Here is a 23,921-nt window from a genome sequence, read left to right on the forward strand (position 1 = left end):
TCTACACCTAACCTATACCCATCAGGTAATATTTTTGTTTCATGTTCTTTAACAGGCTCTACTTTAACTCCCAGACTAACACCTTGTAAGGAGGTTAAAAAAGTTCGTAACCTAAAAGAAGTTGGTCCTTTAGGCATACCTAAAATACAATCTCCACCTAAAGAAACTACTTTAAGAGAATTTTTAGTTGCTTCATTTTCAATTTCATGTAATCTTGGCGCTAATAGCTGACAATGTTCGTGAGAAATGATAATCATTCCTTTACTGCCCAACGATTTAGCTTCCTTCATGAAACTATCCGATTTAGCGATAATATCGCCACCACGCATAGGAACATTAATTAAGTTTTGTGCCAAGTTTTCAAATAGATCATCCACAGTTAAAGCACTATAGTTTTCAAGATCAGGCATTACGTAGTCCCCTAAATAATTAACACCTTCAAAAGCAACATAAGCATTTACTTCATTTAAAATACTCCAAACCTCGGTTCTACCATATGGTATTAAACCATACATAGCCACAGGAATTCCTTCTTTTTCTTCCTCTGGCATATTTTCGGCATAAGCAATATACTCATCTTTTAAGCGCTTACACATATCATATGCTTTATCATCTCCCCACATAGGTAAAAATTGCATATGCCAATGCAATGGCTCCAATCCAAGATTAATTGCCCCATTTTTCTTTCTATAATTCCAAAGTTCTAAGAATTCTTTTCTAGCTATAGATGATTTATACATTACATCTTTAAACTTGGCTAGAGCTATATCATGATCTAGATGAAGAGAATCAGCAATTTCAAGAAAAGTACTCTTGAGTTGTTGAGCCAGGTGCTTGAAAGAACCATCCGCAGAATAAACAGGTAATTCAATATGGTGATGATCAATACCAAACTCTTGCTTCACATCCTCAAATGATAAACCAATACTCTCACAATAAGCACTTGAGCTAACCAACACATCTGGAATAGGAATAAGATTATCAATTAATGCCCCTTTCATTGAATTGATAAAACTACACCTTGGCGCTGTTAAACTCCCTTTATTGTTTAGGTCGATTATTTTAGAATGCGATGCAAGTAAGCTACTAAACATCTCAAGATTTAGCGGTACACAATCTAATGCCCATGCAAACTCAGAAGGCACTAAAAGTGAAGTAGCCATTACTTTAGTATCAGGTTTAAAGGAATCGCGAAGTAAGGTCGTACGACGAGTGATTAAACTTTTAGTAGCTCTCAACTTAATTGGAGAAGCGCTACTTAAAGTATCACCACTTTGAGCAGAGTCTTTATAAAATCCTCGAAAGGCCTCATAAGAGCCATTTCGTTTTTCTGCTTTTAATAAACCATTAGTTAAATTGTGTGTTTTGTTCATTTGGTTTTTGTTAAGAATCGATTATTGAAAATGTGTTGATTGATTCTTATTACAAGTTACTGCCCAAATGAAAAAAATGTTATAAAAATAGCGTGACAAAAGCGTGACAAACATATTCAGCTATATATCTGCACATTACAACCCCATCAGTATGTAAATATTAATGTACGAACTTACCATATCACAAAAAATACCCCCGTATAATTAAGTATTCTTTACCCTTAAATAGGTTCAAAAAAGCATTTCTTATAACAGAAGATATATTTTGAAGGAAAATTTATCAAGGAATGAAGACAATAATTTAAAGCTTTTCTACGAATTCATTAAAGTCGATTCCAGAGAAATTACCAGAGCTCATAAATAGTAAATTGGTATTTTTCCAGTCTTGTTTTAGCAACTCAGCCTGTAATAATTTAGTGTCTGAAAACACCTTTACATTGGAAGTTCCAAAAGCACTAAAAACCATATCTTCAGAAATAGGTTCCAATTTTTTATGCTCAACTACACTCGGGTTAAAATAAACGTATGCAACATCCGCATCTTTCATAGAATTTTTATACTGAGGTAGAAAATCTTTATTTAAACTACTAAAAGTATGCAACTCCATACAAGCCACTAATTTCCTTTCGGGATATTGCTTATTTACAGCACTTACTGTTGCACTTAACTTTGATGGAGAGTGGGCAAAATCTAGAAACGAAGCAAATGTTTCGACTTCTTTAAGGGTTTGCAACCTTTTAGCCGCTCCCTTAAAATTAGAAATACATCTTAAAAATTCATCATCGCTTATACCCAACTCAGCACAAACAATACGAGCACCATTTAAATTTTGCAGATTGTGCGCTCCAAAAATAGACAGTTTAAATTTTTCACCATTAAATGAAACTTCAGACTTACCATCTTTCACTACTGATGGCATTTCATCGTAGGCTAAACTTGTTATATCTGCTCTTAACTCTTTATTAATGTTTTGAAGTTCTTCATCCAATAAATACCAAATTAGCGTACCATTAGTATTCATTGAGTCAGCAAATATTTTAAACTGCTCAACATAATTTTCCCATGTAGGAAATACATTAATATGATCCCAAGCAACTCCTGTCAACAATGCTACATCTGGTTTATACCAATGAAATTTTGGTCGCAAATCAATTGGCGATGACAAATATTCATCTCCCTCGAAAATAGCAATAGGTGCATCGTGAGACAATTTGACCATAGTTTCAAAGCCCTCTATTTGAGCCCCAACCATATAATCGAAATTATAATCCATTTCTTTTAACACGTGCATAACCATAGAGGTGATAGTCGTTTTACCATGACTACCTCCAATAACTACTCTTTTTTTATCCTTACATTGTTCATATAAATATTCAGGATAAGAGAACACTTTTAATCCTAACTCTTGTGCTTTTAATAACTCAGGATTATCCTTACGGGCGTGCATACCAAGAATAATTACATCAATGCTATCATTAATTTTCTCAGGATACCATCCAAACTCATTAGGTAATAAACCATGTTTTAAAAGTCTAGATCGAGAAGGATCAAAAATCTCATCATCCGAACCGGTAACTTTATATCCTTTTTGATGCAACGCAATGGCTAAATTATGCATTGCTGCTCCTCCTATCGCAATAAAATGAATGTGCATGGTAATATTATCTATCTTTGTTTAACAACGAAATTAACAATTATAATAACATGCAAATAAAGGCAAAGCATATAAAATCTATATCTCCGTTTATTCTGTTGGCCGTTACCATTCTGTTACAATATATATTTAACGCAAACAACAACTTAACGGAACGATATTATTCCACTGGTATATATCCCATTATAGCTTCAACACTATCCTTTTTATCATCTAAAGTTGGGTTCTCAATAGGCGACTTATTTTATCTTTTCTTAATCGTATTTTTTTTAGTTGGTATTATCTTACTTTTTATTAAAAAGATACGAATACTCACTTTCTTACTTAGATTCTTTCAGACAATTTGTATTGTATATGCTAGCTTTTACTTTTTTTGGGGGTTTAATTACTACCGAGAATCTGCACATGCAAGGTTAAGTGTAAACAAAACTGAGGCTAACGATTCAACATTTATAAAAACTTTTGAATATATTATTAATAAAACCAATGAGAGTTATTCTCCAACAGCGCATTTTAACTTTGATACCCTAGATTCAACTCTTGAAGCATCTTACCAAAACAATGCCGAATTTCTTCAACTAAAGTATCCATCAGGAACACGACGAATTAAAAACATCAGCTTTAGTGATTTTTTTGCAAAAGCTACTATACTTGGGTATTACGGCCCTTTCTTTAACGAAACTCACATCAATAAACATTTAACTAAGTGGGATATTCCGGTGGTTAGCGCTCATGAAAAGTCTCACCAGTTTGGTATTACAAGCGAAGCCGAAGCTGGGTTTTATGGGTGGTTTGTATGTGTACATAGCAATGATCAGTTTATTGAATATAGTGGTTGGTTATATGCCTTGGATTATTTTATATATCAATCGAAAGATTTAAGCAATAGAAAAAAATGGATTCAGAAAATTCGTCCGGAGATAATAGCAGACATTAAAGCCCAAAATAAACATTGGCGGCAATGGAGAAATGCTAGCATTGACAAAGCTGCTAGCAAAGTCAACGATGCGTATCTAAAAACGAATAATGTTGAGAAAGGAATTCAGGATTACAATGGCGTGGTTCAATTAATTGTTGATTATTTATCCATGACCTCATAGTTTACAGGAACTACTAGATCTGAGATATTTTCTAATCAAGACTTTAATTCCTTCAAAAAACACCTGCCGAAGTAATAGTATTAATAATCTTTTAAACGTTTAAAAGAAATAAAAAAATACTCTACGAGACCTTGTTATAAAACAAACTCGGTTGATACTTTGGGGTATTTTAGGGCAATCTCTATTATATTAATTCATTATTTATCACTGAATAGTTACTTAACCTTAATATAGAGCGTTTTAAAATTTCTCAATTGCAAAAAAGAATTACCTTTGCAGCGATTTTCAATTAATTCGGATCATAGGGGTAATAAACCAATTAATAGAAAGTTTAACACCCGTAATTTTTTTTAAAAGATGAGTAACGTAACTGTGAACAGAGCAGCCGATAACATTAGGTTATTGTCAGCTGCCATGGTAGAACAAGCAAAATCAGGTCACCCAGGAGGTGCAATGGGCGGTGCCGATTTTATTAACATTCTTTATTCTGAATACCTAAACTATGATCCAAAGGATAGAAATTGGGTAAATAGAGACCGTTTCTTTTTAGATCCAGGTCACATGTCGCCAATGTTGTATGCGCAGTTAGCATTAACTGGAGCGTATACGATGGAAGAGGTTGCTAACTTCCGCCAATGGGGAAGTCCAACACCTGGTCACCCTGAGGTTGACTTTGAAAGAGGTGTGGAAAATACGTCTGGTCCATTAGGACAAGGCCATACAATGGCTGTTGGTGCTGCTATTGCAGAAAAATTCTTAACCGAGCGTTTCGGAAACTGGATGACTCACAACATCTATACTTTTATTTCAGATGGTGGTGTTCAGGAAGAGATTTCTCAAGGGGCTGGTCGTATTGCAGGATACTTAGGTTTAAATAACCTAGTAATGTTCTACGATTCAAACGACATTCAATTATCTACAAAAACAGATGCTGTAACTACAGAAGATACAGCTAAAAAATATGAGGCTTGGGGATGGTCAGTAATGACTATTGATGGTAACAATGCTGACGAAATTCGTAAAGCAATGGATGCTGCACAAGCTGAAACTGAAAAACCATTCCTTATTATTGGTAAAACAATTATGGGTAAGGGAGCTGTTAAGGCAGATGGTTCTTCATTCGAAAAAATGGTTTCAACGCATGGTCAGCCTTTATCTGCTGCCGGAGCTTGTTTCGATAGCACAATCAAAAACTTAGGTGGAGATGCTAAAAATCCATTTGTAGTATTTGATGATGTGGCTGAACTTTATGCTACAGCTCAAGCTAAGAAAGCGGAGTATGTGGCGGCCAAAAGAGCTGAACAAGCTGAATGGGAAAAAGCCAATCCTGAATTAGCAGCTAAGTTTGTTAAATTCTTTTCTGGAGATGCTCCAGAACTAGACTATAGCGCTATTGAGCAAAAAGCTGGTGCTGCAACGCGTGCTGCTTCTGCAACTGTATTGGGTGTATTTGCTGAGCAAGTGGAAAACATGATTGTTTCTTCTGCCGATTTAGCTAACTCTGATAAAACAGATGGTTTCTTAAAGAAAACCAAAGCGTTTGAAAAAGGTGATTTCTCTGGTCAATTCTTACAATCGGGAGTGGCTGAGTTGACCATGGCTTCAATTGCTAACGGTATGGCATTACATGGTGGTGTTATTGCAGTAGTAGGTACTTTCTTTGTATTCTCTGATTACATGAAACCTGCTGCTCGTATTGCTGCTTTGCAACAATTACCTGTTAAATATGTATGGACACATGATGCTTTCCGAGTAGGAGAGGATGGCCCTACGCACCAGCCAATTGAGCAAGAAGCACAAATTCGTTTGATGGAGAAGTTGAAAAACCATGATGGAGATAACTCTATGTTGGTACTTCGTCCTGCTGATGTTGAAGAAACAACTGTAGCTTGGGAAATGGCATTGAAAAATACCAAAACTCCTTCTGCATTAATCTTATCTCGTCAGAATATTAAGAACTTACCAGGAAGTAACTACACACAAGCTTTACAAGCTAAAAAAGGTGCTTACATTGTTGAAAAGGATGAGAATCCTGATGTAGTTCTTTTAGCCAGTGGTTCTGAAGTAGCTACTTTAGTTGATGGTGCTGCTAAATTAAGAGCTGAAAAAGGATTAAAGATTCAGATTGTTTCAGTAATTTCTGAAGGTGTATTCCGTAATCAGGATGAAGCTTACCAAACTGAAGTTTTGCCAACAGACCTTCCTCGTTTTGGTATGACTGCTGGTTTACCTGTAACCCTTGAAGGTTTAGTAGGTGCTAACGGTTCTGTTTGGGGATTAGATCACTTTGGTTATTCTGGACACTACTCTGTGTTAGATGAAAAATTCGGTTTTACAGGCGAAAACGTATTCAATCAAGTTGTTGAAATGCTTAAGCTATAGCAAATAGTTACATATTGAAAGTTCCTTAGGTGCTTTCATTATCATATAAGAAAAGCAAGCTCAAAAATGGGCTTGCTTTTTTGTTTGTATTAAACGGACGGAAATAATAAATATTTGCTCACTTGCCGCACGTATCGTTAAATATGGTAATTACCTAAATAATGGAACGCGTTAGGTGAGTGACAAGAAGTAATATTTTTGCTAAATATTTATATGATAGGTAGGATATAATGCTATTTTAGTAGGCGTTAAATGGTGGTAGTACTAGCTATAACCGCAATGCGAAATTTAGTATATAGAATAGTTGCCAACAATTAAACACAATAGCTAAAACAAGTTAATATCTAAGAAAATTGAAAACAATAACCAATCCTAAACAAACAGCTACCCTGATGTTGCTTTTTATTACTTCGAATTTAATTGGTCAGGTGATTCGGATTGATACTATACATAACTCAGAAAACTTCAAATTATTAGACATTGTAAAATATAAAGGAAGTTGTAGAATGCAAATATCTGATTCTGATACAACATTTATGTATGGTAATTGGCTGTATTATGATTTCAAAATTGATAGTTTAAAGAAATCAGAAACGTATATATGTCGCGATATGGTTTCCTACAAGCCTGAATTTATTTTAATTGAAATCAATTATTTTTTCAGAAACAGTTGGAGTGGAAGAGCTTATAATATGTTTTTCTATTTTGATAAAAAACTAAAAGGAAAACAAAAGGGAATTATTCTTTTAAATGATTTTGATCAAAAACGGAAGATTTGTTCATATTTAGACAAAGAAGACATATTTCATTTAATAAATATATTAAACGACAATATGGTATTAAATCATGAAAACGATTACCCTTATTTTAATGAGGATTATATATGCACTATGTCTACATATAATAGAAAAATTAAAGTTATAGTTGACGATAATAATGCAAGGTATGCAAACTCATATATGGTTTATGATTATCAATATGGATTAGGTAGAAATGCATATGAAGAATTTAATAAAATTGGATTTAGCCTGACTGAAAAAACTAAAATGGACAATTATGAATTATTTATGACTAAAAATGAGAAGTTTGTAAAGAAAAACAAGTTATTATCTGAAATAATAGAGAGATATTTAAATGAGGATGATTATAGATAAATAACTGTTGGCAACAAATTGGAATAAACAATGTGGGGCGGCGGTGATTTGGGAGTGAATTATGGCGAAACAAGTTCCGCCAATGCTTTTCATTCCATTTGGACCGCAAATCTACAAATACAATAACAAGCTTTGGCTCGGTAGGATTTCGGAAGTGGATTTAGATTTTATCTCCACACTGTTCATCCAAGCGGCCGTTAGACAAAATACAGTAAGACATATTAATGTCGGGTAAATGTCAGGTAATTGTAGTTGGATTATACTGGACTAAATTAAGATATTTGTGAAAAAATAATTACATGACAATAAGGCATTTTATAAAAGACACAAGGTTACAAAAAAGGCATGACTCAAGTAGAGCTCGCTGGATTTGAAATGATAGGTTCAGTTAAGGGCCTAACACCCCATACTCTTTACAAGCAGCGTCCGAATGAAAGTTATAAGACTAAAGCAAATTTCAGATAATTATTTTCAGAAAGCCTGGGAGCTTTATGAAGATGCTTTTCCTTTTGAAGAGCGAAGACTATTAGATGATCAATCGGATGTCTTACAAAATGAGAACTATCATTTTGATGTATTTATTGATAATAACCAATTTGCTGGATTTATATTATGGTGGGAATTTGATACACATAGATATATAGATCACTTGGCTACTACTGTAGAACAAAGAAATAAAGGAATCGGAAGGTTAATTCTGAATAATTTTATTGATAGTGATGATAAGTCGATTATACTGGAGGTTGAACTACCTACATCCAATATTAATGAACGTAGAATAAGTTTTTATGAAAGAGTAGGGTTTAAACTGAATCAACATCATTATGAAATACCTCCTGTAAAGGAAGACCAATCTCCGTTACAATTATTATTAATGTCCTATCCTAATTTTATATCCGAAAAAGAGGTTGATTTGTTTGTTGAAAAATATCACCCAGTTATTTTTAGGAAAAAATAAAATAACAAATAAAGCCTAGCAGCAATAAAATAAAGTTCATATAATGTCAGTATAAATTGCAGACTTTCTTTTTAAATACCCCCAGCTACCACACGTGTCCCCTCCGTGTGGTAATTGATTTAAAAGAAGGAACGCGTGCGTACACGCGCACCAGCCTGAGGGTATTTATAATCATCCGATAAATGATATAAACCAGAAGTTAAAATCAGCCATTACTGAACCAGAAGCTTTCCTTTAATATGGGTTTGCCCCTGGCTAAGTTGGTATATGTATATGCCTCGCTGTAGTTGGCTTATATCTATCTTTTCGCCAGTCAAATACTGATTGCTTAATACTAGTTTTCCGGTGCAGTCATACAAACTTAGTTGTATAGTTTCAGCTTTATTGGGCCAATTTATACTAAGATAATTACTTGCCGGATTTGGCGAAACATTAATTATCTCCTCACCAGTAGAAGGCACGTTTGTTGGAGTTCCTATAGCTGAATAATAATAGTTTTCTTCTTTATATTGAACCACTTTATCAAAACTCCGGTCGTAGCGAGAAAGCTTATTCTTTGTTAATTGGTGATGAAATACATTGGGAGAAGTGTTTCTGTTTTTATACGGTAACAACAATTTATTGGCAGAAACGCCGAAGTTGTGCGTGTATCTTTTCTCCTCTACTTCCTTGTAACCTTTTCCGTCATGGTCATCATATTCTACATTTATTGCTTCAAGTTCCTTACTTATATTGTAATTGTAAAGTACAGCGCTAATCTTTACCCAATCGTCATTGGATTTTGTAAAGCGTATGATTTGTTCAAGGGTATGATCTGTTCTGTTATATAAATAATTGTACAAAAAAAGAGGTGCCCAACTGTGGGTTTGCTCGTTCCAAAATGAAATGCCCAAGCTCTCCTTTTTACCATCTTTATAAAGGTAAAACTTCTTTCGGGTAGGTTCCCAGGGTATTTCGGGAGCAGCACGTACCAGGCGGATTTCTTCTTTAATATGGCCCGATTCGTAATAATCAATACGAACTCTTTGTCGTGCCTCCCAAGTGTTTGAGCTTGCTTCCCAAATCAATATTTCTTTTAATAACAGTTTGCTGTTATATGAATATGTGTATTTGCGATCGTTGTTCCATTCTCCAAGCTCATCCCATTTATAGTGCGTGTCCGTCATTAAAATACCCGAGGTTGTGTGGCTTGACTCCTTCTTGTCTACATTTTTCCATTTTTCGGTGTTTTCATCCCATAAATAATTGATGGTTTCGGTTTCGTTGCCCTTCGTGTCGTATGAGTAGGCTTGTTTGGTGTTTTTTTTATCCCAATTTTGAGATGATTCGTTAAATACAAATTGAACCACACTATCAAGTTTAAATCCATTGCTGATAAAACTTTGTGTATTAATAGCACTTATTGGCTCTTCAATTTCTGAAAATAGCTGTTCTTGTCCGCATAATGGGTTTAGTATCCATATATTAATGGCAAGAAATAGTACATGTTTAAGCATAATAAATCGTTTTGAGTTTGCGGTTCAAAACAACAATTTGCCTGTTACAAAAAAGTTATCTGTAGATAATAAATAACACTAGTTACAACTTTTAACATTGCTTTTTTATGTGTTTACTTTTTTCTTTACTGTATTGCTGAGGAGTCATGTTTAAATAACTAGCAATGTATTTATCTGGAGTATGCTTTAATATAAATTCCGAGCGCTTAATAATATCATGAAACAGTTGAAATCTTTTTTCAGCACTACGATACTGAAGCATCAACATTCTGTTTTCTCTATCCAGTAGAATAAACTCATATATCTTATAAAGCAAGTAACATAAATCAATGTTTTTTTTAGAAAGTTCATCTATATCCTGCTTTTTGATAGATAGAATTTCAACATCCGTAAGTGCTTCGTGTACTTCTATCGAGGGGCTTGATTTAATAAAGCTTTTCAGACTGTTAAAACCTAAACCTTCGGGGGTAATATTTATGGTTATCACAGCATCTTCATCGTAAATAAACTGATGTACCACACCTTTGGTAACAATGTTGGCATAATTGTCAATATCACCTTCCTTGAGTATTACCTGGCCTTTTTTAAAAGTACGCTTACTAAATAATTCGCTTAAGGCATAAATATGCTCATCACTAACAGTTGCGGCGCTCAAAAAAAAGTCTTTTAAAATATGATGATCGCTAGCAGAAACAGACTTAGTCATTTTATGCAATGTTGATGTTGGCGGCTAAATTAATACAATAATTGAATCCTTGCTGCTATCATTATATTAATATTAGGATGAATCAGTAATTTGGAAAAGTTATCTAGGTATAGTTACAAATAGGTACGCGTGAAGACGCGCACCAGCGAGAGTAATAATTTACAACCAACATCCCCGTTGGGATAAGACCAAAACAGCCTTTGTAGGCCTCATACCGATGGGGATATTAGTGTAGAATAATTATATAACCCCATCCCCACGGGTATGAGGCTAAAGAACGTTGAAATATCAATATCCCTATGGGGATGGAGCTATTCAGGTATAAAACAGGTATATCCCAATCGGGATGTGGATGAATTGGAGCTCAACATCAGGCTAAATATGAAGAGAATAGACTAACACTCTTCCTCCTTTTGAAACAACATGGTAAACCTAGATCCTTTGCCCAGCTCAGAGTTTACTTTTAGCCAACCACCGTGCAAGCGCATTATTTGTCGCGATAAGCTTAAACCTATACCACTTCCTGAATCCTTGGTGGTGAAAAATGGGATAAATATCTCTTCTAATAAATCAGACTCAATACCTTCTCCATTGTCAGTTACTGTAATTTCAACCTGACCTTTACTGTTGCGACCGAACCATAAAATTATCTCTGGTTTATCTTTACCTTCAATGGCATAATTGGCATTTTTTAATAAATTAATTAGCACTTGCGACAATTGATCCTTATCTCCACAAATATTCAAACACTTGTCCTTATTATCGTAATTTAGTTGAATACCCACTCCATTCACCTGATTGATAATGACGTTTTTTTCAAGGAAGTCACATAACTCAATCTTTTCTTTTTTAGGCTTAGGCAATCGCATCAACGATCGATAAGAATCTACAAAACTAATTAAACCTTTACCTTGATCTTGAATTACATCCAGCGCTCTAATGGTTGTTTCAATGGTTTTATCATTGATATCTTCCTTGGCCACAGGTACGCCATCTTTACTATAAAACGAAGCCACAGTTTCAGAAAGCGAAGTTATAGGAGCAATGGAATTCATGATTTCGTGCGTAAGAACACGTATTAATTTCATCCACGAGTCCAACTCATTTTCATCTAACTCCTTATTAATATCCTGAGCAGAAATAAGCATCACATGCTCCTTGCCAGTAGTAAATTCAACCGCTTTAAGAAGTATTTTAATAGGCGTATTATTAAGTCCAATGCTAAAGCTAACCATTCGTTGCTCCTTGTGCTTAATGTCCTTAACCGCTTTAAGCAATGCCCCATCCACTTTTTGAAGTTGCTTAGTGTGGGTCAGTTGTTCGAGCCCTAGCATTTGTTTGATACTGGCATTGGCATGAATAACAAAGCCCTCGGAATTACAAGTTAATACACCTGTTCCTATATGCTCAATTAAAGCTTTAAAGTACTGCTCTTGTTGTGCATTGGCCATTAAGGCATCCTGCATTTTCTGGTTAACCTTCTCTAAATTTTCATTGAGTTGATTAAGCACTTTGCTCTTGCGTTTTAAAGCATAAACCGAATTAAAATCTTCATTTAAAATAGATTCGAAAAAGAAACTAATTTGCTCATGTACGCCATTTAAGTATTTGAACAGATTAAGGATAACCCAAATAAGTAGTAGCAAGAAAGCAAAACCAAAAGCAGTATGAACATCTTCTTTAAGAAAACAGTAGGTAGCTGAAACAGAAAACAATAATACAAATACTATTCTACGGGCTAATTGTAAATAAAACAATTTTCTCATACCAGTCCATACTTTTTCATCTTATTATACAAAGTTTGGCGCGTAATGCCCAGCTCAGCGGCTGCTGCAGAAACATTACCGGGATGAGTATCCATTGCTTTAGCTATTAACTGTTTCTCCATTGCTTCAATGTTTAAAGAATCAATATCCGTTTTACAATTATTGATTGGTCTCAAGCAGAAATCATCTGGTTTAAGTACATTGCTCTCGCTTAAAATAATAGCTTTTTCAATAGCATGTTCCAGTTCTCTAATATTACCAGGCCAAGGGTATTTGAGCAGTTTTTCCTGTGTGTTTTTATTCAGTTTAGGAATTGGTTTATCATACTTAAAAGCATACTTTTTAAGAAAGAAATCTGCCAATACTAAAATATCATTTCCTCTATCCCGTAAAGGAGGAATTTCTATTTGTATGGTATTTATCCGATACAACAAATCTTCACGAAACAAACTCTCTTCAACCATTTTAGGCAGGTCTTTGTTGGTGGCACAAACCAACCTAATATCTATAGCTTTTGGAGTAGTGGAACCTAGTCTATTAATTTCTCTGTTTTGCAAGGCAGCCAGCAATTTAGCTTGAAGGTGAAAAGAAAGGTTTCCAATCTCATCCAAAAACAAAGTACCCTTGTTAGCTACCTCAAATTTTCCAGCTCTAGCTTCTTTGGCATCCGTAAAAGCGCCTTTCTCATGGCCAAATAACTCACTTTCAAAAAGCGTTTCGGTTATGGCTCCCATATCCACAGACACCAGCATCTCATGGTTTCGTTTAGAAAGTCGATGAATTTCGCGCGCTATTAATTCCTTTCCCGTACCATTTTCACCTGTAATTAGCACATTAGTGTCTGTTTTGGCCACCTTTTGCACCATCTTTAACACCTGCATTAATTGTGGAGAAGAACCAATAATAAATTTATCATCTTTGTTGATAACCCGTTTCAACTCCTTTTCCTTCTGCTTGAGGTCGCTGACCTCGTTACGAGAATAACTCAGCTGAATAGCGGATTGAATGGTGGCCAACAACTTTGAATTATCCCAAGGCTTTAATATAAAATCGGTAGCGCCTGTTTTTAAAGCTTTAACGGCAAGTTCAACATCGCCATAGGCCGTCATTAATACAACCGAGGTTTCTGGTGATTTTTCTTTAATCTCACTTAACCAAAATATGCCTTCATTACCAGTATTAGCACCCGATTTAAAATTCATATCTAACAAAACCAACTGATAATTGGTTTGCCTTATCTCAGATACTATTTGATTGGGTGTAGATAAACACTTTACATGCTCGTATTGTACGGATAGTAGTATATCTAATGCGCTTAGAATACTCTTGTTATCGTCTACTATTAAAATATTTCCTTTCATCATAAAAAAATTGGAGACCGGAGACCGAGAATAAAAATTTGAAACTAGAACTTTTCTTTTCTTACTGTGATTAATTTTGCCAACTGGGCAGATATTTTTCGAGTTTGTTCTATCAATATATCACATTCCTGTTTAGGAATATAGTTTAATCTACTAGCTAATATTAATTGAGTTCGAACTTCTCCTATAGAACCCTTTGCGATAAAAAGATACTGCACAAACTCTTTATTATATTGTCTCTCGAATCCTTCTGCAATATTTGAAGGAACCGAAACAGAGGCTCTACATACCTGGTCCTTAAAACCGTAATCTTTGCAATCTTTTAAAACTTGGTATATGGTAGCGCTTAGTTCAATAGAGCTCTGCCAAACATGCAAATCTTCAAACTTTTCAATTTTTCCCATAATAACAGTAATTGTGGTTTATGTGTAAAGATCTTTTTTAACGGTTTCCTGTCCACCTGTTTCCTGTTCCGATTTTTCATTATAAAACTAGGTTAAGATAAGGCCATTTCCAAAATAGTGTAAAATATATTTACACTAGGATGTAAAATTTATTAACACATCATCCGCAAGACAAAACACTTACTCACACATATTCAATACCTTATGCTTTTGGCACTGCTTTAGTATTATAAAAGTCAAAACACAAAAACTATATCGTGAAAAAAATAATATTACATAGCTTTATATTCTTATTAACACTGTCTGCAGCGCAAGGGCAAGAAATGTGGACGGTTAATAAGTGTGTTCAGTATGCCATTGAAAACAACCTTAATTATAAGAGTTATGATTTAAGTGTAAAAAGTGAGCGCATGTCTGCTGCACAATCTAAGTACGATTTATTACCTTCTGTTTCTGCATCAACATCAGGAGGGATGAGTTATGGTAGAAGTTTAGATAACAGCACAAATAGATATACAGATACAGAGCACTTTAGCGCTAACGGTAGCATTGGAGCTAACTTAAATATATTTCGTGGTTTTAGTAAGCTGAACAGAATGGCTTACACTAAATTTAGATTACAAGCAGCGGAATGGAACAAATTGAATTATCAAGACGACTTGGCTTTTGATGTTTTATCTACTTATTATGATGTGGTGTTTTACGCCGGATTGGTTAGCATTGCGAAAGACCAACTTGAGATTTCGGAATATAATCTTAAAAAGACAAATGCTCAGGTTGAGATAGGTTTACAGGCTAAATCAGATCTTCTACAAATGCAAGCCGCTCTAGAAAGAGAAAAGCTAAATATCATCATGGCCCAGAATAAATTAGATGAAATTAAATACAGACTTTGGGAGCAAATGAATTTTAGCCTTGGACAAACGAATGACTTTGATATTGATTATAGTATCCATCCAAAGTTAATACTTGCAAATCCACAGTCTGATTCGGTGTTTCATGTGTTTAGCGAGTTTTCGCCATTGTTAAAAAAAGGACAGGCTGATTTATTGGCAGCTGAAAAAAATGTGGCTATTACCAAAGGTTTTTATTACCCTTCGGTTAATTTAAATGCTTCTGTTGGTTCGCGCTTTAATGATACCGATATAGATGATAACGGCAATGTAGTTGGCTTTCCTACTCAGTTCGACAACAACTTAAACAAGTATGTAGGTGCTTCTATTTCTATTCCTATTTTTAATAGAAATCAACAACGAACACGTGTTAAGCAAGCCAAAATTAGTCATGAGCAAGTTTTAAATGATTATGAAGAGCAAAAATTGTCTTTGTATTATCAAATTGCCAATGACACCCGCGAGTTGCAGGCTTTACAAACCAAATATGTGCAAACAGAAAAGAAGTTAAAGGCAGATAATTTGGCTTACGAGGTAGCCTTGAAAAAATATAACGAAGGGCTAATTAATGTAATTGAATTACTGACTGTAAAGGATAGGTTGGTGAATTCCGAGAGTCAATTATTACTAGCCCAAATTCAGTATCAGATAAAAAGCAAAACCTTAGAATTTTACCTAGGAAATCGCTTTTGGCAATAAGCTAGAAGGAAAAGGGAAATAGGAACAAGGAGAAGGGAACCGGAAGAAAGAAAAAACAAAAATATTAAGCGCTATTACCAATAGCTCAAAACTGAAAAAATACTCGATTATGTCGATGGATAAAGTTATAGAACAGAAAAAGGGATTAAAGAAAAAGCATATTATTTGGGGTGCTGGTGCACTACTATTTATTGCTTTGATTGTACAGATTTCCTTGAGCAGTCATCAATCGGTTTACCGCACCGAAAAAGACAAGCTTACCATAAGTGCAATTATCGATGGGCAGTTTAATGATTATATCACCATCCCTGGAAGGGTAGAACCTATTTCTACCATTTATTTAGATGTGGAAGAAGGTGGAAAAGTAGAGGAAATTTATATTGAGGAAGGCGAAATGGTTCGCAAAGGTGATGTTATTCTTAAACTAAAAAATACAGATCTAAATACTTCTATCATGAATAGTGAATCGCAGTTAGCGTACCACGCCAACGAAATGCGAAACACGCAGATACAGATGGAACAACAGCAAATTTCGAATAAACGCTCGAAATTACAAATGGACTTGCAAGTGGTTAGAGCCAAAAGAAAACATAGTCAATATGAGCGTTTATTTAAGGAAGAGTTAATTGCCAAAGAAGATTACATTCAAGCCAAAGAGGAATACGATTTATCTATTCGTGAACAAGAGCTAACCTACCAAAAAATGGTTCAGGACTCTATCTTCAGATCGGTGCAAAAAAAACAAATGGATGAGAGTTTGGAGAATACTCGTCTAAGTCTTGCAATGGCACGCCAACGTTTAGATAACCTACATGTAAAAGCACCATACGACGGGCAGCTAGGTTTATTAAATGCAGAAATTGGTCAGTCGATAAACCGAGGACAACGATTAGGTTTGGTGAATGTACTCACCGACTTTAAAATCAGCGCACAGATAGACGAGCATTATATTGATAGAGTTAAACGTAAACTTCAGGCCTCTTTCGAAAGAAATGATACGGACTTTGGCCTAAACATTAAAAAGGTTTATCCTGAGGTTAGGAATGGTCAGTTTGAAGTTGACATGGTGTTTACAGGTGAACGTCCAAATAATATCAGAACAGGACAAACCTACCATATTAAGTTAGAGCTCGGTCAGCCAGAACAAAGCGTATTGATTCCACGCGGTGGTTTTTTCCAAAGCACAGGTGGCCAATGGGTGTATGTACTCAACCAAAACGGTACCGAAGCCATTAAACGCAATATTAAAATCGGAAAACAAAACCCTAAATACTATGAAGTAATAGAAGGCCTACAAGCTGGTGAAAAAGTAATTATATCGAGCTATGATTTGTTTGGGGAGAATGACCGAATAATATTGAAATAGCGAAGGGCAAGGGGCAGAGGGCGTGGTGAGGAGAGCAAAGGGCAAGGGGCCAACTATTTATAATAATAGAAATTCATTATTTTGGTTTTAAATATATTAACCAATAAAACTGATAAAACATGGCAACATTTAGATTTATGAATTTGGATATATGGAAGGAGGCCATTGCTTTAAATGACACCTTCTTTGAATTGGCAGATATCCTATCTGAGTCAAGAAGCTATAGAGTCGCTGAACAATTAAGAGCTGCATCCTTAAGTATATCAAATAATATAGCAGAAGGTTCGGGTTCGTATTCTGACAAAGACTTTGCAAATTTTCTAAATTATGCCCGACGTTCTGCTTTTGAATGTGCAAACATTATGTGTGTCCTTTTTAATAGAAAGATAATAAGCAAGGAACAGTTAGATGAGAACTTAAATAAACTAGACATACTGAGTCGTAAGATTTCGAATTTTAGAAAAACGCTATTGAAGACATAGAAATAGATGCGTAGGCAAGATGCTATTTCATCTTACACAATGCTTCAAACTAACAATATAAACTAAGCACCTTGCAAATAGCCATAAGCCCTTTGCTCTGTGCCCCAAGCTGAAAAAATGATAAAAACAGAGAATTTAAAAAAAGTATTTCGCACCGAAGACATAGAAACCAGTGCGCTAAATAGTGTAAATATCCATATTGAAAAAGGCGAATTTGTGGCCATAATGGGACCTTCGGGTTGTGGTAAATCAACCTTGATGAATGTGGTGGGATTACTAGATAATCCAAGTGAAGGAAACTACTATTTCGATGGTACTGAGGTGGGTAACATGAAAGAGAAAAACAGAACTCAACTGCGCAAAGGAAATATCGGTTTTGTATTTCAGAGCTTTAACCTGATTGACGAGCTGAATGTATTTGAAAATGTTGAGCTGCCATTGATCTACCTAAAGTACAAAGCCAAAGAACGTAAGGCAATGGTTGAAAAAGTACTGGACAGAATGAAGATTGGTCATCGTCGCAAACACTTTCCACAACAATTATCCGGTGGACAGCAGCAGCGTGTAGCTATTGCACGTGCAGTGGTAGCTAACCCAAAACTGATATTGGCCGATGAGCCTACGGGTAACTTAGATTCTAAAAACGGACAAGAGGTAATGAACCTGCTAACCGAGCTTAACCGCGAAGGAACCACCATAGTAATGGTAACGCACTCGCATCGCGATTCGGATTATGCACACCGTGTAATCAACCTTTTCGATGGTCAGGTGATTACCGAAGAAATGAAAAAGGAGATTGGCGAATTGTCGATGATGTAGAGGAGCGGAGAGCGGAGAGCAGAGGGCGAAGGGCAGGGAGCGAAGAGCAAAACAATTGACCTGAAATGATTCCTATATGACCTTGAGCCATTCCAAAGCGACCTTGGATGATTCCTGTATGACCTTGAGTCATTTCTGAGTGACCTGAAATGGTTCCTGCATGACCTTGAGTCATTTCGAGTGAACTGGAATAATTACTATGTGACCTTGAGCAATTCCTCATTGACATAGAATGATTCCTGAACGACTTAGTGACGTTTCAGCAGATGCGGAGGTTCTTTCAGTAGACTTGGAGGAATTAATAAAACACTTAATCAAAACCTAACTATTCAGAAATAATAAGAAAATCATGATACTACGTAACCTAAAAACCTTTATCAAACATCTATTAAAAAACAAGTTATATACACTTATCACGGTACTTGGTTTCGCTATCTCTTTAATGTTTGTAACGCTTTTAACGGTGTATATTCAAAAAGAGTATTCAAACGATAAGTTTCACGTAAACAAAGACAGGGTATATCGATTGGTTCATGATGAGTATTCAGGTTTTGCCCCTCCTAGTGGACCGGCTTTAATGGATAAGTTTTCCGAAATAGAGTGCTTTACACGCACATACGATAGGGAAGGATATATTTCCATCAACAGCACAGAGAAGTTTAAAATCAACTACTTAATGGTGGATTCTGTCTTCCTTAAGATGTTCTCATTTCCATTAATTAAAGGAAATATAGAAACAGCACTACAGCATAAATCTATTGTACTTACAGAATCATACGCGCTAAAGTTATATGGTAAAATACCTGAAATAGGTCAATTACTGCAAGTGAACGATAATGTAAAGTTTAAAATTGGTGGTATTATGAAGGACTTTCCTGAAAATACACACTTCAAACAAGTTGATGCACTCATCGATTTTCCTTCTTTAGCAATACAATGGAATTCCCCAAACCTGATGACTACCTATGACAATAACTCATTTGGCTTATATGTTATGGAAAAACTCCATACAAATTTTGCCTCCAGAGCACCCGATATTCTTGAATTATATACCAAAGTAAACTGGATGTATGAAAAAGAACAAGCTAAGGAGGTTGTATTTGAACCCTTAACTGATGTATATTTTGGAGATTCTTATTCTCCTGGTATAAAACAAGGTAGCCAAAGATTACTTCGCGTTCTTTCAAGCATTGTTATACTAATATTACTACTATCTATCTTAAACTACATTAACTTAACGGTAGCTCAATCAGGCAACAGAAGCAAAGAGATTGCCGTTAAAAAATTAATGGGAAGTAAGCGCCACAGCCTATTAATACAGTACACCTTTGAGTCAGCACTAATTACATTTATTTCTTATCTCATAGGCTTAGCTTTATGTTTTGAGGCTGAACCAATATTCAATTATTTATTAAATACAAACTTAGAATTAAGCAGTTTTATAAGTCTTCATTTTCTTGTAACAACTGCTTTAGGAGCCATCTTAATAGGAGTAATTTCAGGAATAATACCTGCCATTACGGTTTCTAATTTTAATCCTGTTGATGTGGTTAAAGGCGTATTCCGCTTAAAAAGTAAAGCCTACTACTCAAAAGGACTTATCACTTTCCAGTATCTCATTATAGTGATACTTATTATAGGGGCTTTATTCATCGATAAACAAACCTCGTTTATGCGTGATTATGATTTAGGTTATAACAAGGACAATGTACTGGTTATTAACAATACCATTGGTGCTCATCAGCGCAATGCCTTTAAGTCTCAATTGGAAGCTATAGCGGGCGTACAACATGTTTGCTATGTAAAAGGAAATCCCATTGATGGAGGAAATAATTACACCATGGAATACAAAGAGAAGATGATTAGCTTCCAAGCTTTTAATGTCGATTCTTCTTTTTTTAAGATGATGAATATGGAAGTAAAGCTAACAGGCGTAGCATACTCTAACAATGCCATTCTGCTAAACAAAACAGCTGTAAAAATGATGGAGCTTCCTAACAATCCTACATCCGCTGAAATTTTTGGAAAAGCCCGACCTGTATACGGTGTTGTTAAGGATTTTCATTTTAGAGCACTGAAAGAAAAAGTTGGACCTATATTTTTTAGTCTCCAGCCTAAGCAAGATGTTTGGAGCATTATGGTAAAGGTATCTAACAAAAATACCTTTAATACAGTTCAGCAAGTTAAAAGTACCTATACCGAGTTTACACATGGCCTACCCATAACCATGAGCTTTATGGATGAAAGTATTAACCAATGGTACGAAAGTGAAAATAGAATTGGACAACTAATAAAGTACTTCACCTTACTTACAGTTATTATCTCCATTATGGGCTTGTTTGCTATGTCGATGTATTACGTGCAACAAAAAACCAAAGAAATTGGCGTAAGAAAAGTAAATGGAGCAAAGGTTATTGAGATACTTACCATGCTTAATAAAAACTTTATGACATGGGTAGCTGTGGCTTATATATTGGCTTGCCCTATTGCCTATTATGCCATGAATAAGTGGCTCGAAAACTTTGCCTATAAAACAGAAATTAGCTGGTGGATATTTGCCTTGGCAGGGTTCATTGCTTTGATGGTAGCACTTATAACAGTAAGCTGGCAGAGCTGGAAAGCAGCCACTCGTAATCCCGTGGAAGCCTTGAGGTATGAGTAAACATTTTAAAGTAAATACTTTTTCTTAATCTGATGAATAAAACAAACATAAAGCTACTCTGGCGCAATATTAAAAGAAAACCCGTTTATTCTTTTATTTCCATATCCGGATTTTCTATTGCTATTACCGCATCCTTGTTAATTTGTTTATGGGTTCTGGATGAAACTAGATTTGAAGAATTTCATCCTTCTCATGAAGATATTTATAGGGTTCTTACCTTATCAAGAAAGGGAGGAGAACTAAAGAAAACTGCTAATAGTGCAAGAGCTTTAGCTGCAACATTAAAGGAAGACTATCCGCAAATAGAAGAAGCAGCCCTAATTAGTTTTAGCTCGGAAGATTCTCCTTTAATTGTAAAAGAAACTGGCAAAAAGATTGAAGCTAGAAGAGCATGGGTAAACGATGGCTTTTTCGTTGTATTTGATGGCTTTAAGTTTATCGAAGGATCACAAACAACAGCTTTAAAGGATAAAAATAACATCATTCTTTCTAAAAGAACGGCCAATAAGTTGTTTGGAAATGAATCTGCCTTAGGTAAAACAATACTTAGTAATAAGTATAACGAAATACTTTATAAAGTAGGTGGAGTTATTGATATCCCAGATCAAAGCCATATTCAGATTGACTATTTGTTGCCTGCTAAAAATATACGAAGCAATTGGCGCTTGACTGTATTTGACCATACCTATATTAAACTATCTAAAAACGCTGTAATAACTAGAGACTTTAAAAAGAACATTAGAAATCATTTATCAAAATATACCAAAACTAATGATAGGCTATTGTTTCAAGCACTTACCGATATTCATTTATATACAGATTATGAGGTATATTTAAATGATAAGCACATTGGTCATTTCAAATATGTTTGGATATTTTCAGGTTTAGCTGTACTAATAATGATTATGGCTGCCATGAATTTTGCTTCATTAACCATTGCCAGATCGTCGGATCGAGCCACGGAAGTTGGAATTAGAAAAATATCCGGATCTAAAAAAAGTGCATTATCCATTCAGTTTATTAGCGAATCAGTTATACAAACCAGTTTAGCTCTTGTTATTGCAGTAGGCTTAACTGCTTTATTACTTCCATGGTTTTCTTCCTTAACTAATAAGGGATATCACATTAGCGACTTACCTATACCAATTTTGGTTGTATTCCTATTTTCAATTATTGTTGGAGCCTTATCTGGTTTTATTCCTTCTTCGTACCTAAGTTCTTTTAATCCAGTCTTAATCTTTAAAGGAGGAAATCCGGAAGGATCAAAGGCTTTATTTATTAAAGCTTTGGTTGTTATTCAGTTTACAATTGCCATTATTTTTATTGTAGCAACTACAACCGTTTTTAAGCAATTGCAATACATCAATAACAAAGAATTAGGAATTAATAAAAGTGATATTGTAGTTATTCATACTGGCCTTTGGTATAGGAATAAACCTTTTAAGCAAGCATTATTAGATAATCCTAATATATTAGGAGTTACTTCTTCTGCACGTGCGCCTGTCGATTTTATGTGGCAAACTACCTTTGGGTACAATAGTAAAGCGGGGCCTGATAGTATCGAAGGATCTCTATTTTGGGTTGATGAAGGTTTTGCATCAACCTATGGACTTGCTCTTGAGAGAGGAAGATTTATTTCTCAAAGTTTTGAAGAATACAAACAAGAGTCAAAAAAAGCCTTTAAGAGTAGGAAGTTTCCTGTTGTGGTAAACGAGTCATTCGTAAAGAAACTAAATGTGAGTGATCCTATCTTAACAAGGTTAAATAGTCAATATGAAATTATAGGTGTGGTAAAAGATTTTCATTACCGCCCTCTTCATCACAAAATTGCACCATTAGTAATGGTTTATGATCCACAGTGTATTAATACACTAAATGTGCGAATAAATAGTAAAAACAAAGAGGCTACTCTTGAATTTATTACTGATGTGTATAAAAAATATCGTAACGGAAGATCTATGTCATATAGCTTTTTTGAGGATGAAGTGGATACAGTATATCATGCAGAAAAACAAATGGGTAACCTGATACTGTATTTCTGTTTATTGGCCATTTTTATAGCCATTATAGGAATGTTTGGTTTATCCATTTTTGCCATTGATCGTCGAGGTAAAGAAATTGGAATTAGAAAGGTAAATGGAGCTAAAATTATAGAGGTATTAACCTTGTTAAATATGGACTTTGTTAAATGGATAACGGTGTCTTTTCTTTTTGCATGTCCTGTTTCATATTTAGTTATGAATAATTGGCTAGAATCATTTGCCTATAAAACAGAACTCAGCTGGTGGATATTTGCCTTAGCAGGATTTTCAGCCTTAGGCATTGCATTAATGACCGTCAGCTGGCAAAGCTGGAAAGCAGCCACTCGTAATCCCGTGGAAGCCTTGAGGTATGAGTAATAACGACCGTCTTTGCACCCTCTAACTCCCTAAAGGGAGAACCGGCAAAAACTACAGTGTATAGAGAATAAATGAAAAAATATGAGTCAGGTCATAACTGAAATAATAAATGAATGCAAGGCCAAATTGGAGCTGCCAGAAAGTCCCCTTTAGGGGATTTAGGGGTAATCACAAACTGGCAAAGCTGGAAAGCAGCTACACGTAATCCTGTTGAGGCCTTGAGGTATGAGTAATTAGCTATGGCAAG

Annotated in this window: 17 protein-coding genes; 10 read left to right on the forward strand and 7 right to left on the reverse strand. The window is 35.1% G+C overall.

Annotation, left to right across the window (positions count from 1 at the left end; translation table 11 throughout):
* Positions 1 to 1,373 (reverse strand): 2-hydroxyacyl-CoA dehydratase family protein (locus tag A8L32_RS09030; protein ID WP_143525048.1); only part of this gene is annotated, 1,373 nt, incomplete at its 3' end.
* 301 nt (positions 1,374 to 1,674) lie between these two features.
* Complete coding sequence (locus A8L32_RS09035) at positions 1,675 to 3,027, reverse strand: UDP-N-acetylmuramate--L-alanine ligase (protein ID WP_066629975.1); 1,353 nt, start codon at positions 3,025 to 3,027, stop codon at positions 1,675 to 1,677.
* Positions 3,028 to 3,077: 50 nt separating this feature from the next.
* Between A8L32_RS09035 and A8L32_RS09040 the strand changes: the two genes are divergently transcribed.
* From A8L32_RS09040 to A8L32_RS09055, 4 genes are all read left to right on the forward strand, one after another.
* Complete coding sequence (locus tag A8L32_RS09040) at positions 3,078 to 4,127, forward strand: DUF3810 domain-containing protein (protein WP_066629977.1); 1,050 nt, start codon at positions 3,078 to 3,080, stop codon at positions 4,125 to 4,127.
* Positions 4,128 to 4,484: 357 nt separating this feature from the next.
* Positions 4,485 to 6,509: a transketolase family protein gene (locus tag A8L32_RS09045; RefSeq protein ID WP_066629978.1), complete on the forward strand. Its 2,025-nt coding sequence runs from the start codon at positions 4,485 to 4,487 to the stop codon at positions 6,507 to 6,509.
* A 353-nt stretch (positions 6,510 to 6,862) separates the two neighbouring features.
* Entirely contained in the window at positions 6,863 to 7,663 is an 801-nt protein-coding gene (locus A8L32_RS09050) for a hypothetical protein (RefSeq protein WP_143525049.1), read from the forward strand.
* 430 nt (positions 7,664 to 8,093) lie between these two features.
* Complete coding sequence (locus A8L32_RS09055) at positions 8,094 to 8,621, forward strand: GNAT family N-acetyltransferase (RefSeq protein ID WP_066629982.1); 528 nt, start codon at positions 8,094 to 8,096, stop codon at positions 8,619 to 8,621.
* A 212-nt stretch (positions 8,622 to 8,833) separates the two neighbouring features.
* On the opposite strand, the gene A8L32_RS09060 is transcribed toward A8L32_RS09055, so the two are convergent.
* The 5 genes from A8L32_RS09060 to A8L32_RS09080 form a co-directional block, all read right to left on the reverse strand.
* Positions 8,834 to 10,117 carry a T9SS type A sorting domain-containing protein gene (locus A8L32_RS09060; RefSeq protein WP_066629984.1) on the reverse strand — a complete coding sequence of 428 codons (1,284 nt, stop codon included), beginning with the start codon at positions 10,115 to 10,117 and terminating at the stop codon, positions 8,834 to 8,836.
* Positions 10,118 to 10,208: 91 nt separating this feature from the next.
* On the reverse strand, positions 10,209 to 10,823 hold the full coding sequence (locus A8L32_RS09065; protein WP_066629986.1) for a Crp/Fnr family transcriptional regulator: 615 nt from the start codon (positions 10,821 to 10,823) through the stop codon (positions 10,209 to 10,211).
* 395 nt (positions 10,824 to 11,218) lie between these two features.
* Positions 11,219 to 12,589, reverse strand: a complete 1,371-nt coding sequence (locus A8L32_RS09070) for a sensor histidine kinase (protein WP_083631245.1) — start codon at positions 12,587 to 12,589, stop codon at positions 11,219 to 11,221.
* On the reverse strand, positions 12,586 to 13,953 hold the full coding sequence (locus tag A8L32_RS09075; protein WP_066629988.1) for a sigma-54-dependent transcriptional regulator: 1,368 nt from the start codon (positions 13,951 to 13,953) through the stop codon (positions 12,586 to 12,588). Before A8L32_RS09075 ends, A8L32_RS09070 begins: the two co-directional genes overlap by 4 nt.
* Before the next feature lie 41 nt (positions 13,954 to 13,994).
* Positions 13,995 to 14,354, reverse strand: a complete 360-nt coding sequence (locus A8L32_RS09080) for a four helix bundle protein (RefSeq protein ID WP_066629990.1) — start codon at positions 14,352 to 14,354, stop codon at positions 13,995 to 13,997.
* Positions 14,355 to 14,611: 257 nt separating this feature from the next.
* On the opposite strand from A8L32_RS09080, the gene A8L32_RS09085 reads away from it, so the two are divergent.
* The 6 genes from A8L32_RS09085 (at position 14,612) to A8L32_RS09110 (ending at position 23,674) form a co-directional block, all read left to right on the forward strand.
* Positions 14,612 to 15,946 carry a TolC family protein gene (locus tag A8L32_RS09085; protein ID WP_066629992.1) on the forward strand — a complete coding sequence of 445 codons (1,335 nt, stop codon included), beginning with the start codon at positions 14,612 to 14,614 and terminating at the stop codon, positions 15,944 to 15,946.
* Positions 15,947 to 16,061: 115 nt separating this feature from the next.
* Complete coding sequence (locus A8L32_RS09090) at positions 16,062 to 17,312, forward strand: efflux RND transporter periplasmic adaptor subunit (RefSeq protein WP_066629994.1); 1,251 nt, start codon at positions 16,062 to 16,064, stop codon at positions 17,310 to 17,312.
* Between the two features lie 119 nt (positions 17,313 to 17,431).
* Positions 17,432 to 17,794 carry a four helix bundle protein gene (locus tag A8L32_RS09095; protein ID WP_066629995.1) on the forward strand — a complete coding sequence of 121 codons (363 nt, stop codon included), beginning with the start codon at positions 17,432 to 17,434 and terminating at the stop codon, positions 17,792 to 17,794.
* Between the two features lie 117 nt (positions 17,795 to 17,911).
* On the forward strand, positions 17,912 to 18,613 hold the full coding sequence (locus A8L32_RS09100) for an ABC transporter ATP-binding protein (RefSeq protein ID WP_066629996.1): 702 nt from the start codon (positions 17,912 to 17,914) through the stop codon (positions 18,611 to 18,613).
* A 349-nt stretch (positions 18,614 to 18,962) separates the two neighbouring features.
* Complete coding sequence (locus A8L32_RS09105; protein ID WP_071797459.1) at positions 18,963 to 21,275, forward strand: ABC transporter permease; 2,313 nt, start codon at positions 18,963 to 18,965, stop codon at positions 21,273 to 21,275.
* A gap of 32 nt (positions 21,276 to 21,307) precedes the next feature.
* Positions 21,308 to 23,674 (forward strand): ABC transporter permease, encoded by a 2,367-nt coding sequence (locus A8L32_RS09110; RefSeq protein ID WP_066630000.1) that lies wholly within the window; start codon positions 21,308 to 21,310, stop codon positions 23,672 to 23,674.
* Positions 23,675 to 23,921 lie beyond the last annotated feature (247 nt).

The sequence above is a fragment of the Labilibacter marinus genome (assembly GCF_001659685.2).
Classification (GTDB): Bacteria; Bacteroidota; Bacteroidia; order Bacteroidales; family Marinilabiliaceae; genus Saccharicrinis; species Saccharicrinis marinus.

What these genes read in the sequence shown, in the direction of transcription:
- A8L32_RS09035 (WP_066629975.1), bottom strand. Translation starts at nt 3,027, where the DNA reads ATGCACATTCATTTTATTGCGATAGGAGGAGCAGCAATGCATAATTTA.
- A8L32_RS09075 (WP_066629988.1), bottom strand. Translation starts at nt 13,953, where the DNA reads ATGATGAAAGGAAATATTTTAATAGTAGACGATAACAAGAGTATTCTA.
- A8L32_RS09110 (WP_066630000.1), top strand. Translation starts at nt 21,308, where the DNA reads ATGAATAAAACAAACATAAAGCTACTCTGGCGCAATATTAAAAGAAAA.
- A8L32_RS09060 (WP_066629984.1), bottom strand. Translation starts at nt 10,117, where the DNA reads ATGCTTAAACATGTACTATTTCTTGCCATTAATATATGGATACTAAAC.
- A8L32_RS09105 (WP_071797459.1), top strand. Translation starts at nt 18,963, where the DNA reads ATGATACTACGTAACCTAAAAACCTTTATCAAACATCTATTAAAAAAC.
- A8L32_RS09045 (WP_066629978.1), top strand. Translation starts at nt 4,485, where the DNA reads ATGAGTAACGTAACTGTGAACAGAGCAGCCGATAACATTAGGTTATTG.
- A8L32_RS09095 (WP_066629995.1), top strand. Translation starts at nt 17,432, where the DNA reads ATGGCAACATTTAGATTTATGAATTTGGATATATGGAAGGAGGCCATT.
- A8L32_RS09100 (WP_066629996.1), top strand. Translation starts at nt 17,912, where the DNA reads ATGATAAAAACAGAGAATTTAAAAAAAGTATTTCGCACCGAAGACATA.
- A8L32_RS09090 (WP_066629994.1), top strand. Translation starts at nt 16,062, where the DNA reads ATGGATAAAGTTATAGAACAGAAAAAGGGATTAAAGAAAAAGCATATT.
- A8L32_RS09065 (WP_066629986.1), bottom strand. Translation starts at nt 10,823, where the DNA reads ATGACTAAGTCTGTTTCTGCTAGCGATCATCATATTTTAAAAGACTTT.
- A8L32_RS09080 (WP_066629990.1), bottom strand. Translation starts at nt 14,354, where the DNA reads ATGGGAAAAATTGAAAAGTTTGAAGATTTGCATGTTTGGCAGAGCTCT.
- A8L32_RS09070 (WP_083631245.1), bottom strand. Translation starts at nt 12,589, where the DNA reads ATGAGAAAATTGTTTTATTTACAATTAGCCCGTAGAATAGTATTTGTA.
- A8L32_RS09055 (WP_066629982.1), top strand. Translation starts at nt 8,094, where the DNA reads ATGAAAGTTATAAGACTAAAGCAAATTTCAGATAATTATTTTCAGAAA.
- A8L32_RS09040 (WP_066629977.1), top strand. Translation starts at nt 3,078, where the DNA reads ATGCAAATAAAGGCAAAGCATATAAAATCTATATCTCCGTTTATTCTG.